Raw genomic sequence first — 14,638 nt, forward strand, 5'->3', positions numbered from 1 at the left:
GTGGTGCCGCTGGCGTGTCCGTCATTACCCGCCCCCGAGAGCGACAGATTGCCAACGTTCGAAAGCAGGTTACCGGCAATGCCGCCCCCGGTGCTGAGAGAGCCGCCCTGGTGTTCAGCACTAAAATCAGCCTGATTGTGAATATCAGTAAAGCCCAGTGTGCCAGTATCCAGACGATTTTTATCCGCACTGGCCGTGCTGGCAATCACTGCGCCGTCAAGCTGGGTATGTTCGCCCACGGTAATATCGAACCCGCCTTGGCCGGCGTAAATTCCGGTCTGTTCCTGCACCGAATCATAATTGCTGTGGATTTTATCGCGGCTGTAGCTGAACTGAGCGCCTGCGTTGGTGCTGGCACCAATAGGGATACTCACGCCACCCGATACACTGCTTTGTTTAGCGTCATAACGGTCGGAGTCCTGCTGGCTGGAGAGCGTCAGGTCGCGCCCTACATTGGCAATCACCGTTTCACCGCTGACCTGTGCCCCCTGAAGGGTGGTATCGCGCCCGCTTTGCAACGTCAGCGATTTACCGCTATCAAGCGTCGTTTCCGTCCACTGCGTGCCATTTCCCTTGTCGTTACCCTGCGCTTTATTAGCATTGGCCGTAATGGCAAACCCTGTATTTTGCCCAATGGAAACGTCTACCCCGACACCAAACCCGCTACTGTCGTTTTTACTGGAAGACTGCTGCGTATTGGCCGCGCCAGTCAGCAGGATGTCCCGCTCAGCACTCACAACGGTATCACCGCCTGCCTTCAGCTGGCTGCCCGCGATCGTTACGTCACCACTGTTTGTTTGCTGACCCTTACCTGTTGCGGTAATCGACAGATTATTCCCGGCATTCAGGGTCGACCCGACAACAGCATCAGAACTTTGCTGCGAGGACGAAGACGACTTTTGTGACCCGAGCGTCGCACTGACGCCAAACGATGCGGACGTATCGTTACCTTTGGCAGCATTGAGTGCCATAGCCTGTTCAGCCTGCACGCCGGAAAGTGCAGCTTTGGTTCCCTGTAAAGCCGCGAGGCGACCGTCTGACTCACTTTTCGCCGCTGATGCCGTCGTCACTGCAGAGTTGATGGCACTGCCCGCTGCGCCAGACAGCGCGACGGTTAAGCCACTGGTTTTCTGCTCAAAACTCTCATCACGTGAGCGCTTATCATGGCCGGGGTCGATAATTACGCTGTCGCCGCTGATGCTGAGATCTTTGCCCGCAATCACATCAGAACCGCTGATGTGTGCCTGCCCACCCGCCACGATACTGACATTACCGCCCGTTGAACCGACGGTGCTGGCACTCTGGCTCTGAGTGGTGCCTTCCTCATTCATTTCATGGCGGGAACTGCTCTCCCCAAGGGTAAAGCCGATGCCACCTGTGCCCATAAGGCCGCTCTTTTTCTTCTCATTCAGACGATAGCTGGACTGTTCATCGGTCGCGGCAACGATATCGACGTTGTTGCCTGCGGCAAGATCCATCTGCCCGTCCCCAGCCACTGACGACCCTTTTACCGTCAGATTGTTACCGGCGCTAACAGACACATTGTCACCGCTCAGTACCGAGCCTTTTTCCTGACTCGCATAATCCTCTTTAACGGTATGCGTCGTCGTTTTAGACAGGAAACCTTTTTTAACCGTGGTCTTCTCGTGGTAGCTGTAATCACTTTCCTTCGCGGTGGTGATATTCACATCACGTCCGGCGTTCAGAGCCAGATCACCGGTGGCGGAAACCTGTGCGGCCTGCGTCGTGATATCCCGTCCGGCGATAATCTTCGTGTCGCCACCGCTGGCAACCTCAGTCCCTTCCTGACGGACCGTTTCACGAATACTGACGCTCTTATTGCCGTGATTTTCGCTATACGTACCGGTCTGCTGCGCGTTCAGATTAACGTCACGGCCGGCACTGAGTGAAGCATCCAGGTCGGCTGTTAGCTGGGCAGCCTGCGAGTTGAGGTCGCGCCCGGCGCTGAGGGTCAGATCGCCGCCGCTGCTGACAGCGCTGCGGGTGGCATTGTCGTCGTCGGTCTGGTTTTTGCCACGCATCTGATGGCTGCTCTTGTCCATCGTGTTGAGGTTGATGTCATTCCCTGCGGACAGGCTGGCATTGCCTGTGGCCGCTATCGCGCTACCGGTAATGTTCAGATCATGCCCAGCGCTGGCCGTTAATGCGCCTGAAGCACTGACGTCACTGGCCTGACTGTCCGTCACCTGTGAGCTACCCTGCGCAGTGGTGCTCTGCGTGCTCAGCGCATTTCCCATGATATTGATGTCATTCATCGCCATCAGTTGCAGGTCACTGCCGGCTGTCAGTCTCGCGCCGGTGTTGTTAATGCTGTTGCCGGCACTGAGCGAAAGCCCTTCTCCGGCCGTGATGCTGGCCACGTCGCCGGTCTGCGTTTCACTGAAGGTCAGCAGCGCGGTTTTATTTTTACTGCTGCCCGGCGCGGCATCCCATTGCTGCGCCTGCGTGACGTTATTGATATCCCCGTTCACGGATTGCAGCGCAACCGTCTGCCCGGAAATCGATGAACCGATGTTGTTGATATCCCCTAATGCACTGAGCTGCAGGCTGCCGTTGGAGGCAATAAGGCCGGCATTGAGGTTATCCAGTGCGCCGCTGCTTTTGGCTGTCAGCTGAGTCCCGGCCTGCAATGTGCTGCCTGCGTTAACGATGTGCCCGGATTCAAGATTGACGGTACTACCGGAGATCACGCTGCCGGTTAGCACCTTGGTGTCATTAGCAGAAAGATAAAGTTTCGGTGCCAGAACGGTCTGGCCATTGACCGTGGTTTTCTCCCACCAGACGATACTTTTCGTCAGCGCAGCGACCTGTTCCTGCGTCAGGCTGACGCCAAATTGCAGGCCAAGCGCGCTTTGCTGAGCGGCGGCGTTATCAATCAGATACTGCATCTGCTCGAGATCTGAGCCGGTGCCCGCAACGTATCGCTGGCCGGTCTGGCTGAGAACCGCATTACTGATGTAACGGGTATCAAACGCCGCATCGCCGAGGAATTTATAGTCATAATCCGGGCGCAGATTAAGCCTGTCGAGGAAGTAGGAGGAGCCGATAAACTTGCTCTGATCGGTGTACAGCGCCGCCGTCTCAATACGTGGTGTGGTTGGCGTGCCCGGCGTCACAGCAGGGTTAACGACTTGTCCGGCAGCGGGAATGCCGCCCGGCAATGCATCAAGGCTTAGCGCCGAACCAGCCGGTCGTGCAAGGTAGTCATTCAATGCATTAAATAGCGAAGGATCGGTTTTACCCACGATCCCCAGCTGCGGATTGGTGGTGATCAGATACGGGCTGTCCGGATCCTGACTCGCCACGAAGAGGCCGTTATTGCCTGATGGCAACGGATAATCCCCCAGCGCTGCGCCGTTATTACCGATTTGCTGCAGGGCGCTGCTGACCGATTCATTCCACTGAACGGATCCAACGACCAGATCTTTTCCTGACGCCAGCTGCTGGCTTTGTGCCCCGCTGACCGGTTGCAGGCCGGATGCACTTTCTAATGTTGGCGCACTGATAACATGCGACAAACTGCCCGCATTGGCGGTCGTGGTTGTATTGCTGATGTTATTACTGAAGCTGGCAGTAACAGCCCCGCCAGCCTGAATGACGGAACGGTAACCTTCGCCGGTGCTGAACGTTTCATACTCAGGCGCGTCAGTGAGGTTAAAGGTGACCAAAGAGTTAAGTGTATTTTTGAACTCATAGGCATCGCTATATCCCGTTTCTCTCAAATCAGAGATCGTCGTTGAGTCTTTAAACGCCGTGCCCGTATTTCCGGTGTACTGATAAGTGATGTACTTATTTTCAATGCTATTCACGTAGGACTGATTATTAAGAGCATCTCCACTGAGTGAAATATTTCCCCCGGCAAGAATATTACTGGCAATGTTATCAAGTGTTCCTGCAGAGACATTGATATCTCTTTGCGCCGCAATGCGTGCAGCTCCCCCGGAGGCATTCGCGCCAACGGTTGACGTACCGACAAGAAATTTCTGTATCGCACCTTCTGCGGTCGGTGCCAGAGAGTTCTCTCTTATGTACTCCAGATTACCGTTGCTGCCGCCCCAACCGGTTTGGCGCGAAGTGGTGTAAACGCCGAGCATATCGTCAGCTAAATCGCCAAGACGAACAGAAATCGTACTCGCTCCGCTCAGTGCAGGGCTGTTCTCTGCGGCCTGATAGGTTTCAGATACCGTCAGCCCGTCACGTTGATTCAGCAGATGGGCGGTGTTAATGGTGATATCACCCTGAGTCGTTTCGATATTCCCGGAGGTGTTAACGACTTCACGGCTGGCATTTCCCGCAGCATCCTTTTGCATCCACAGGCTGTTGCCCGCAAGAATGTCCCCGCGGGTATTTTGCAGGCTGTCCGCCAGCAGTTGCATGTTATTACCGGCGTAAATCAGCGCGCTGTTAACCAGGTCAGTGGCAGCCGTCATCACCAGGTTACCGGCCCCGCCGACAAACCCGCTGTTGCGGATAAAGCCACGGCTGTTCAGCAGAATGCCGCCACCCGATTGCACGCTGCCGCTGTCACTGAGCGTAATGTTACGCGCATCAACGTCCACATTACCGGCACCGGCGCGCAGCTGGCCCTGGTTCACAAAATCTCCGGTCACGCTCAGAGAGATATCGTTCCCCTGCAGTGTGCCCAGCACAGTCAGGTCGCCCTGAGTGGTCAGGGTGAGTGCCTGACCTGCCGCCAGAGTGCCGGTCTGCGTGAATCCCGACCCCAGTTGCAACGTCAGGTCACCCAGTGCCAGTACGCTTCCTGACTGGGTAAAAATAGGGGTAACCAGTGTCAGCGCCCCTGCACTGAAGAGATTACCGCCGGACTGGTTTTCAATATTTTGCAGATTGAGGTTAAGTGCCTGGCTGCCGAACAGCGTCCCGCTGTTGCGCAGAACGTTCCCGGTGAGCTGCAGCCGGTCTCCCTGAAGCTGGCCCTGATTATTCACCGTGCCGACGTTCAGTACCCCGTCGCCCTGAGCGGTCAGTGTCCCGGCGTTGCTCAGCGTATTGCCGGTAACGTTAAGCCCCTGAGCCTGCAGCGTTCCGCTGTTTGTGAGGGTTGGCGCGAGGAGTGTCAGTTTGCCGCCTGTCAGCAGGCTGCCCTGATTATTGAGATTATCCGTCAGGGTCAGCTGGCTGACGCCATCGCCCTGCAGCTGCCCCTGATTGAGCAGCGACTGCGCATTGAGATCTAAGGTTCCCTGACTGCGCAATGTGCCGCCCTGCGCGTTGTTGATGTCACGCAGAGCCGTGGCCTGCAGGCTCTGCTGCCCCTGAAGCTGCCCGGCGTTAGACAGGCTCTGCGTTTTCAGTATCAGAGCGTTGGCCTGAATGTTGCCGCCGTTGGTCATGCTTGCGGCATTCAGGGTGCTGGTGCCGCCGCTGAGTAATGCCCCGTTTTGCTGTACGTCTAAAGTCCCGCTGAGCGTCGCCGCCAGTTGGCTGACACCGGTGACCGTGCCGCCGTTTATAAGGCTGTCGCCCTGAAGGGTAAGATTGTCTGCCGACCAGTTTCCCTGATTGTTGAGGCTGGCGGCCTGCAATAGGGCCAGCCCGGAGGAAATAACCTTGCCCTGAGCGCCGGTGTTAAGCGCATCAGTAAGGTTAAGCGTCGCACGCGAGACGGTTTGTATCGTGCCATTAAGATCAAGCTGGCTGGCGTGCAGTTCAGTATTGTCAGCCTGCCAGCTGCCTTCATTGGTGACGTGACTTGCGTAAATCTTCAGCGCTCCCTGAGTCAGCAGGTTGCCGGAGGTCGCATTATTCAGATCCTGTTGCAGCTGTGCAGTCAGCGCATTCAGGCCAATCAGGTTGCCGCTGTTATCGGCATTGTCTGCGATGAGCGTCAGCGTATCGCCTTGTATCTGCCCCTGATTGTTCAGGTGAGAAACGGTGAGCGTGGCGTCTTTGCCACTGAGCAACTGGCCGCTGTTTTCCAGCGTGGTGGCACCGAGTGTCACCCCACCTTGCGTCAGCAGGCTGCCCGTGTTGTTGAGGGTATTTTGTACATTGAAGGTGAGCCCGTTGCTGCCCAGCAGCGTGCCGCTGTTGGTAAGGTTGTTGCCCGTAACGCTGAGCGTATCCCCCTGCAAACGTCCCTGATTGCGCAGTTCACCCGGTTGCAAATCGAGCAATCCGCCGGAGAGGATCTGCCCGCTGTTGGTCAGGCCATCGGCAACGAGGTTGAAATCACCCGTGCCCTGCAGCAGCCCCGTGTTGGTCACGCTGCCAGCGCGAAGACCTGCCGTTTTCGCGGCCAGTGTCCCGTCATTAATGAAAGACCCGGTGGAGACAGTGGCACCGTTTGTAGCGGTGATCACGCCAGAGGTTTGATTGGTGAGATTGTCCGTGGCGGTAATATCCAGACTACCTGCAAAGAGGTTGCCCTGGTTAATGAGCGATCCGCCGGTAAACGTCATCTGGTTTTGTGCCGCAAGCTGGCCGTTCTGGTGAAGGGTATCGGCTTTTATTTGCAGGCTGTTATCTGCGGTGATACTCCCCTCATTGTCTATCGCACTGGCCTGCAGGGTAACGTCGTACGCACCAAGCGCCGCGACGTTATTAAGGATCCCGGCAAGCAGCGTCAGCGTGCCCGGTGTGACAAGTTTTCCGTCTAAATCGGCCTGCTGTGATGCCGTGAGGTTCAGCGCATTTTTGCCCTGCGTTTGCGAGTTACTACCCGTAGAAAGCTGGCCGGTCGTCAGCGTCATCGCGCCATCAGCAGACAGGAATCCATTGAGAGTGGCCGAACCGGCATTCAGGTTCACATCGCCCTGGCTGGTTTGCACGGAGCCTGCGCGGGTTGTCAGCGTCGTGACGTTGAGATCCGCGCCCTGCATGCCGGTGAGTGTGCCGCTCAAATCCGCCTGCGCGGTGTCCAGCGTCAATTTACCGTCAGCCAGTAAGGTACTGGTATTTCCGGTGGTCACGCCGTCACGCACGTTCAGCGCCAGATCGCCGTTTGTCCCCGCCAGCCCCTGATTGTTAAGCTGATTGAGGGTGAACGTCTGGTCACCGCCGGACTGCGCCGTGCCGTTATTGTTGAAGATGTCGCCATTAAGCTGCTGCGCCCCCAATGACTGCAAAAGGCCGCCGTTGGTCAGCGTACCGAAACTGAACTGGCCGTTGCGGTTAGCCGCGAGCGTGCCGCTGTTGCTGAAATTGCCGGACGTAAAGTTCAGATCCCGCCCGGCAATCAGGCTGCCCGCCCACTGCCCGCCGCTGGCGATGTTCGCCAGCACGTCGTTCTGCGCGGAGGTTTTACCGCCCTGTGCGGCGTTCAGCCGATCGGCGTTGATCGTCAGATTATTGCCCGCACTGGTGACGCCATCGAGTTGCTGCTGGCGGGCGGATAACTGCATATCCCCGGTTGAGACCAGTGAACCGGTGTTCGTCAGCGCCAGATAACCGCCGCCGATGTCCACACTCTGCGCATCCATCGCCCCTGCCAGCGAAACCTGATGACTGGCGAATATCGACAGGCCGTTATCACTGTGAATACCGGCGCCTGTTCCGACAAGAATATCGCTGCCGTTCAGGCTGACATTTCCCGGCGTGGAAAGCCCGCCGTACAACGACTGCTGCGCCGCGTTAAAGCCGATATCGCCGAGGCTGGTGATCAGCGAGTTTTGCCCGGCAGATATCGATGCGCCGTTGAGCAACAGCCCGTTTTTACCCGTTAGCACACCGTCAACGGTCATCTGACCGCCGCTCATCGTCAGCCGGTCACCGGCAAAAATCGACCCCGCTTCGCCGAGTGTTAACCGGTCGGTAGTTTGCAGGTCCAGTGAGTGCTGCGAGCCGATAAGCCCCTGATTGTCCAGCGTGTGGGCAGAAATCTGCTGATCCCCGCCGGACTGAATATTCCCGGTATTACTCAGGGCTGAGACACCCAGGTTTTGTGAACCCAGCGCCTGAACCAGCCCGCTATTGCTCAGCTTTTGCGCCGTCACACGGCTGTCGCCCCCGGCGGCAATCGTGCCCGTGTTTGCTATGTCAGCGTTGGCGGTGAGCGCTAACGCGCTGTCAGTGGCCAGTGTGCCGCTATTGTGCAGGCTGTCAGCCAGAATAGTCTGCGCGCCTTTGGTCTGAATTTTACCCTGATTACCCAGTGCCGTTGCCTGAACAGTTTGTTCACCCTGTGCCTGCAATGTGCCCGTGTTCGTCAGTTTTCCGGTGTTCAAACGGGCATTCTCGCCCGCAGCAATCAGCCCGCCGTTAGTGAGATCTCCGGCATCAAGCTGGAGATTTTTCCCCGCCGTCAGGCTGCCCTGCCACTGACCGCCATTGCGGGCGCTGGCACTGATATTCCCTGCCGACGACACCTGCGCCGGGCTGTCAGAGGTTAACTGGCCAGACGCCAGAGCCATATTGCCCCCGCTGGTGACACGGCTGCCCTGTACCGCCAGTGTTCCATCCGCGTTCAGCGTCATGTCACCACCGGACTGTTGAGTGCCCTGAAGGGCGATATCCTGCGCATTGGCCGTGAGTTTACCGGCCGCCGTGGCGTTGCTCAGCGTCAGTTTACCGCTGGCATCAATTTGCATATCGCCGACAGAGGCATTCAGGTTACCGAGGTTAACACCCACCCCTTTTTCGCTGGAAACCAGACGGATACGATTGGCATACATCCCGCCGAGCGCACCGGTATCAATGGCCACCTTCGGTGCTTCGCCGGTGCCTGCTATCGGGGTGATATTCCCCGCCGCATCGACACGGTTGGCACCGAGCGTGATCGCCGCGTCTTTGGCATAGAGCTGCGCGTTAATGTCGGTGGCGCGGGCAATCAGCGCAAACTTGTCACTCTGGCTGGCATCGAGCCCTTTGCCCTGAATGCTGATTGCGCCCTGCGTCACTTCAAGTGACTGAAGTTGGCCGTCAGGCCCCATCACCGGTTTGCCGGTGGTCAGCGTGGCATTGGGCGTATTGACAAAGCCACAGCCGCTACAGGTAATACCGTACGGGTTAGCGACCATGACGTTCGCCGCTTTACCCGCCACTTCCATGTACCCCTGCAACTGGGAGCGGTTAGGCGCCACCACCTCGTTGATAATGCCCTTCGCTTCCTGCCCGGCTTTCAGATTTGGGTTGTTCTGTATCAGCCCGCCAAGCTGGCTTTGCGTCAGCTGACCGGTGGCATTATTGAGGATCAGCCCTTCATTACCGACGTTGAATTCGTTGTATTTATTATGGGAAATGCCCGCCTGATTAGGCGTTGCGATATTGACGACCGGCACGCCGTTACCGGCTTTATCTAACGTCGTATTACCTTCTGCGACGCTGACGCCCGCAGCAAACGCAGGCAGCAACGGCTGCCACGCCAGCAGGCTGCAGAGCAAATACGTCAGGCCACGGTGAGCCAGTTTGACGGGTTTGTGAGTGTTCATCCCTGATACCTTTCCCTGAAAATTAAAGTACGACGTTTACGCGGTAATACACGGAGACACGGTCAGGCTTGAGCCAGTCCGGATACGCGAGTGGCCAGCCCACGGTGAACTGGCTGCTGAAATAGCGGTTGCGGCTGCCAACCCCCACCGATCCACCCCACAACGTGCCAGAGGCAAAACTGTCCTGACTGTCGTGCCCGAGATAGCCGCCATCGACGGCCGCCACTGCGTTGAGAGTGCCCATCAACGACAGCGTGAACAGGTCATGATTGATTTCATTACGCCAGTACCCGCCTTTATCACCGGCAAGGTATTGCTCCTTGAAGCCCCTGACCGAACTTTCCCCGCCGAGGGTCAGACGCTCGCTCCCATACAGGCGATCCGGCGTCCACTGCCCGTAGAAGCTGGTTAAATAGTTCCACTCCTGCGCTAACGGCAGGTAGTAGCTGCCTGATAACGTCCATTTATCGAACTCAGCGCGAGGCATGTCTCCCGACTTGCCCGCATCGTTCTCGGCCCCTAGCCAGGGAACGCCACGGCTGTAAGACGGGTTTAGCGTGGCGAACCCACCCCACACTTTCTGGCTGTGATTAACCCCGAGCGTCACGCTGGTCAGTTTGCGGCTGCCGCTGTCAAGGCGGGTATCATTGAGGTAGTTACGGCCGATACGATGAGACAAACCGAGCATTGCACCGGTTTTCATGTCGCCGTTGCGAAAAAGGACGCGAGACAGGGTCAGACGATGAGTCTGACTGTCACCGTCAGAACGCCAGTCAAAGCCCCGGTTGTTGAGGGTCGTCAGATAATCACTGTAAGAGTAGTTGTAATCCACCATCCAGTAACCGTAAGGCACGCTGAATCCGGCCTGCACGCTGCGGGCATTGTGGTCACTGGCAAAATCGCTGCTGCGCGCACCGGAAACAAACCACTGGTCGGCAATCCCGAGCAGGTTATTGGCGGTCAGTGAGCCATTGATCTGGCCGGTACCGGTGCTTTTCTGGCCGCTGTTATCAAAACCAATGCCCGCCGTCAGCGGAAACTCCGGGGTCGCCGTCAGATTAACAATTGAATAGCCGGGCCGGGTGCCGGGCAGGATCTCAATCTGAACCGGCGCTTTACGCAGTCGGTTGATACTTTCCATTCCCTGTTCGATATCACGCAGGTTGAGAATTTTGCCTCTCAGGCCAGGAAAAGCGGTACGCAGCATCCGGGCATCCTGCTTCTCAAGCTCAATGTCTTCGAGCTTTCCTTCCAGAACCTGAAGGCGTAACTGACCCTGTGAGAGATCCTGCTCAGTCAGAAAAGCCCGGCTGGTGATATAACCCCGGCTGATGTACCAGTCTGATACCTGTTTAACCAGCGTCTGTATCTGGCCAAGGGAAAGGCAACGCTGGAGATAGGATTGCGTCAGTTCACGCTGAGCCTGCGCCGGCAGATGTTCAGCGCCAGCGAGTTCAATGGATGAGATAAGAAAACACGGGCCGCCCGGTGGCGCCACAGGAGGACGCGTGGCAGGCAACGAGGGCGTAATGCTGCGTTGCAAAGATTGCCGCTGCTGGCTGTTTTGCTGTAATAGTTCTTGCTGTTGCTGCTGAACGGCATCGCGATCGGCCGGGCTGATAAGCGCTGCGCTGGAATGAAAGGGCAATCCCGCCAGGATAAGAACAACAACCGGGCGCGAGAGACGCTGGAATAACTTATAAATCTGACTTTCACCAGAATATTTCACTAGATTTAAAACATTAAGACAATTATTAATTTGGATTAAACCAGAAAAAATGAATGGTTTATTCTTTGCAGTGAAAAGACTCTTCCCTGATACGTCAGCCATGACAATCGATCCATAAGAAATTTACGGGGGTAAAATACGCTTTTCTATTAACAACTCAAGCTCAAATGTAATTTTCCGTAAATTTATTACAAACTTTGCGTAATGACGCTTTGTTTGTGATTAAAAATAAGATAATAGGCAGGAATATTCCTATATGTAGGAAAAGTGATAACAACTTGTTTTTTATGGGTTTAGCTAATAAAGCTCACTTTTAAGATAAATCATCAAAGTTGTACTTAAAACAGTCCGAATTATGTCATTAGGATTATTATTACCGTCTGGATGTAAATCTTCAGAATTCCTATTCAAAGGTTAACTGTTATCAGACGATGTAAAAACTCATGACTACTGTCCGCAGCTTACTGTTATTAGCCTGGTGTATCAGCAACCAGCCTCTTCAGCCTAAGATTTTCCTCTTCCAGTTGCCGTATATGTTTGAGTTCAGATGGGGAAATTCCGCCGTATTTCTTACGCCACGTATAGAACGTGGCATCGGAGATAGCAAGTTTGCGGCAGACATACGGTACGGACGCCCCCAATTCGGCCTGCTTGAGGGCAAAGACAATCTGCTCTTCGGTGAATCGTGACTTTTTCATCGGCACCACCTCCGTTCAGGGGAGTGTTTGTCATGCCGGAATTTTGTTTCTGAATGGAGCAGGATTTTGGGGTAGGGTCACTCAACTTTAGTCAGTATCGACGGCATTTTTATTGGCATAACGATTATTGAAATGTCTGAAAAAGTAGCAAAAAAAAGCGTATAAGGTCGCTATGTTCGAGATGAGAAAAATATTAAGTTGATGGCAGCTATCGGTAAAAATCACTTCAACTCAAGATGGATTTCAACAAATGACCTTCCCTGTGGACGCTTGCGTCTACTGGCTTACTCTCCTTACTCATCGACAGAATGGACTATGAGCTGGAATGAAACAAAAAAACAAGAACTTTCCAGCCGTATTACCAGCACCATCAAATCACTTAAATCCGCGGTGCCAGAATTAGAAAAACAATTGAGAGAAGCTGAATTAGAAAGACAAAAAAGACACGCAGAACAGCTGATACAACAAGAAAGGTGGCGGAAAGAAGAAACTATCCGAAAAGCCAACGAAGCAGCTAAACAAAGCAAAGAAGAGCTTTTTTCAATCATGGCGCAATGGACTGAAGATAAACGAGTCGAGCAATTTTTCGAAGAAGCAGAGAAAGATGCACTTAAAATGAGTGACCGAGATCAAATGAGTGTCCTCGAACGGCTTTCACTTACACAGCAATTCTTGTCTGGTACGTCAGCAATTGAGCGTTTGATCAAATGGCAAACACCTGAAGAAAGACTTAAAAACAATTAAGTTATAAATATATGGGATGGGTAATATCACCATCCCTAAAAATAGATTTATATAAACCAAAATTGACTCTAGCTAACCATTGAAGCATTTGGCACATCATAAATATGAGCAGCAAAGTGGGATTGTAGTCGATGATCGAGTAATGCCTGAAAGATATCCGCACAACACTCATCATTCACAATGATCTTTCCATTTGCATCAAATTGCAAATTAAGTCTAAAGCGATTTGCATTACCCTGTAGACTCCTCATAAAGTCAGGGTTTTTATAATAACCTTTTTGTTTAATCGCAGAGGCCCGCCTTAACTGCATAGCATTATTACCAACATACCTTTTCAAAGGTTCAGGATCGGTAAAGGCTTGGCTGAATTCGACCTCATCGACTAACTCACTGAAATCAGAAATATGGGCATTTTTATAGCTAAGAACTGACTCAAATATTTTTTTGTTCTTAATAAAAACATTCTCTTCCAAAATAAAGAAATCAAAATCCCGAGAAATGTTAAATTTTGGTGTATCATCAATAGATAGTTTGTTGTTTTTGTAAATGATATTCTTTAATCCTTTACTTTTTTTAGTGCTCCAAGATGAATCCGTCTTTTTAACACAATGTAGAACAACATCTCCTATAACTAATTTTACTGAATAGAACTCACAGTTAGAAAGCTCTTTAATATCAGTAACTTTCTTTTCTCGTGTTTGATTCGCAGAAACAACAGCCACTGAGACTGCTGACGTTTCCCCCGTACCAATTTGCATAAGGCTATTTTCATTATTTTGAGCTAATAATGAATAATTAACTACTTCAGTATAGTTTTCTCTCTCATCATCGATAAAGCCTATAAGTTCTTGCTTCAACCTTTGATCAACAGTAATCCATTTCCCTGTGAATATTGGATTCCCTTCAGAAACCCTCTTCTTAAAAACCCAAACTGATAGTTCTGCTTCTTGAAGATTAAAGTTCTTAAGTGTTTCAAGCATAATTCTCATCCTTTATCAATTACAATAACAGACTGTACGGTTTCGTACTCATGGTCAGAGTTCGGCTCAATACTTAGATTAGATAAAACAACGCCAGAAAATACATCCTGACTTCCTGGGAAACGATAAGTAACCTCATACATTTTCCAGTTAAATACCATAAGCATTGGATTCAGTATTATTTGCCCAGACTTATATGACAACCAAAAAAGCCATAGGAGGAAAATAATGAAACCAAAAAACTTGTTGGTTTGTAAATAATCTATACTCATAAATGAAACAATATAAGGAAGAACATAATTCATTAAATCAGAAGGACAGTACTTAGAATCTATAATTTTTATCTTTTGCCCCTCAGAACCAGCAAATTTTAATGCAACCCAAGATATTAAAAGACACATTAGACAGACAAGAAAAAAACCAATTGAAAGAAATGGCTTCTGAAGTGGAATACTGCATGTAGCAGATGTAAGGAAGTCCCAGCAAAGACCACCATTTTTTTTCTTATCATCTATATCTTGCACCAGTAAAATAGTACTTAAAGGTAAATATGATCCTAGGAATATTGCAAAAGCAAATAGTAACCTGGGGTTCATGATTTCTCCTGTAACTCTTTATAGGGCATGGGATTTTCCTTCCGATGAAGATTAGACAATAATTCATCTGTTGCATCAACGATGCTTTTCAAGAATAGATAACTTTCGTGATGAAACTCTCTCCCGCATTTCTTCAAAAAACAATGAAACTCCGATTCATTAACATTACCAAGATCATAATAAGCATGCTATAGACAGTGCGGACTTGGTTATTCTCAGAAAAACACTGTACCTACAAGTAGGATTATATTTTAGCCTGAACCAACATGATTCTTATCAAAAGTCAGGTTATAGAGGCGGTCAAAGATGGTGTTCCAGAAACTGGCCGAAGATGGAGCATCTGTATACTGGCACTTTATCGCGAATACCATGCTGCCGTTCTTGACCTGCTCACCAGAAAGCCGGAGGCTGCGTATTCTGGCCGATCGTGAACAGTCATTCTGGTGGAACGTGAACGCAGATTCTGGTTTAACGTGAACGC

6 protein-coding genes and 1 pseudogene are annotated in these 14,638 nt (G+C 52.3%); 1 reads left to right on the plus strand and 6 read right to left on the minus strand.

What is annotated here, in order from left to right; genetic code table 11:
* The 3 genes and pseudogenes from J8X26_RS14750 to J8X26_RS14760 all read right to left on the minus strand — a co-directional run.
* A partial coding sequence (locus J8X26_RS14750; protein WP_208951254.1) for a hemagglutinin repeat-containing protein occupies positions 1 to 9,410 on the minus strand: 9,410 nt, incomplete at its 3' end.
* 22 nt (positions 9,411 to 9,432) lie between these two features.
* A complete protein-coding gene (locus J8X26_RS14755) occupies positions 9,433 to 11,070 on the minus strand; it encodes a ShlB/FhaC/HecB family hemolysin secretion/activation protein (protein WP_307803478.1) in 1,638 nt (545 codons plus the stop codon).
* Between the two features lie 551 nt (positions 11,071 to 11,621).
* Positions 11,622 to 11,837: pseudogene (locus J8X26_RS14760) on the minus strand (transposase); the annotation flags it as partial.
* Between the two features lie 315 nt (positions 11,838 to 12,152).
* On the opposite strand from J8X26_RS14760, the gene J8X26_RS14765 reads away from it, so the two are divergent.
* Positions 12,153 to 12,581 (plus strand): hypothetical protein, encoded by a 429-nt coding sequence (locus tag J8X26_RS14765; protein ID WP_208951256.1) that lies wholly within the window; start codon positions 12,153 to 12,155, stop codon positions 12,579 to 12,581.
* Positions 12,582 to 12,649: 68 nt separating this feature from the next.
* On the opposite strand, the gene J8X26_RS14770 is transcribed toward J8X26_RS14765, so the two are convergent.
* The 3 genes from J8X26_RS14770 to J8X26_RS14780 all read right to left on the minus strand — a co-directional run.
* Complete coding sequence (locus J8X26_RS14770) at positions 12,650 to 13,561, minus strand: Kiwa anti-phage protein KwaB-like domain-containing protein (protein ID WP_208951257.1); 912 nt, start codon at positions 13,559 to 13,561, stop codon at positions 12,650 to 12,652.
* A gap of 5 nt (positions 13,562 to 13,566) precedes the next feature.
* Positions 13,567 to 14,157 carry a hypothetical protein gene (locus tag J8X26_RS14775; protein WP_208951258.1) on the minus strand — a complete coding sequence of 197 codons (591 nt, stop codon included), beginning with the start codon at positions 14,155 to 14,157 and terminating at the stop codon, positions 13,567 to 13,569.
* 251 nt (positions 14,158 to 14,408) lie between these two features.
* Positions 14,409 to 14,638 (minus strand): hypothetical protein (locus tag J8X26_RS14780; protein ID WP_208951259.1); only part of this gene is annotated, 230 nt, incomplete at its 5' end.

This window comes from Rahnella sp. ChDrAdgB13 (assembly GCF_017655185.1).
GTDB classification, from domain to species: Bacteria; Pseudomonadota; Gammaproteobacteria; order Enterobacterales; family Enterobacteriaceae; genus Rahnella; species Rahnella contaminans.

Bases quoted from the DNA above. Each gene is read 5' to 3' on its own strand.
- J8X26_RS14765 (WP_208951256.1), top strand. From the start codon at position 12,153: ATGAGCTGGAATGAAACAAAAAAACAAGAACTTTCCAGCCGTATTACC.
- J8X26_RS14770 (WP_208951257.1), bottom strand. From the start codon at position 13,561: ATGCTTGAAACACTTAAGAACTTTAATCTTCAAGAAGCAGAACTATCA.
- J8X26_RS14775 (WP_208951258.1), bottom strand. From the start codon at position 14,157: ATGAACCCCAGGTTACTATTTGCTTTTGCAATATTCCTAGGATCATAT.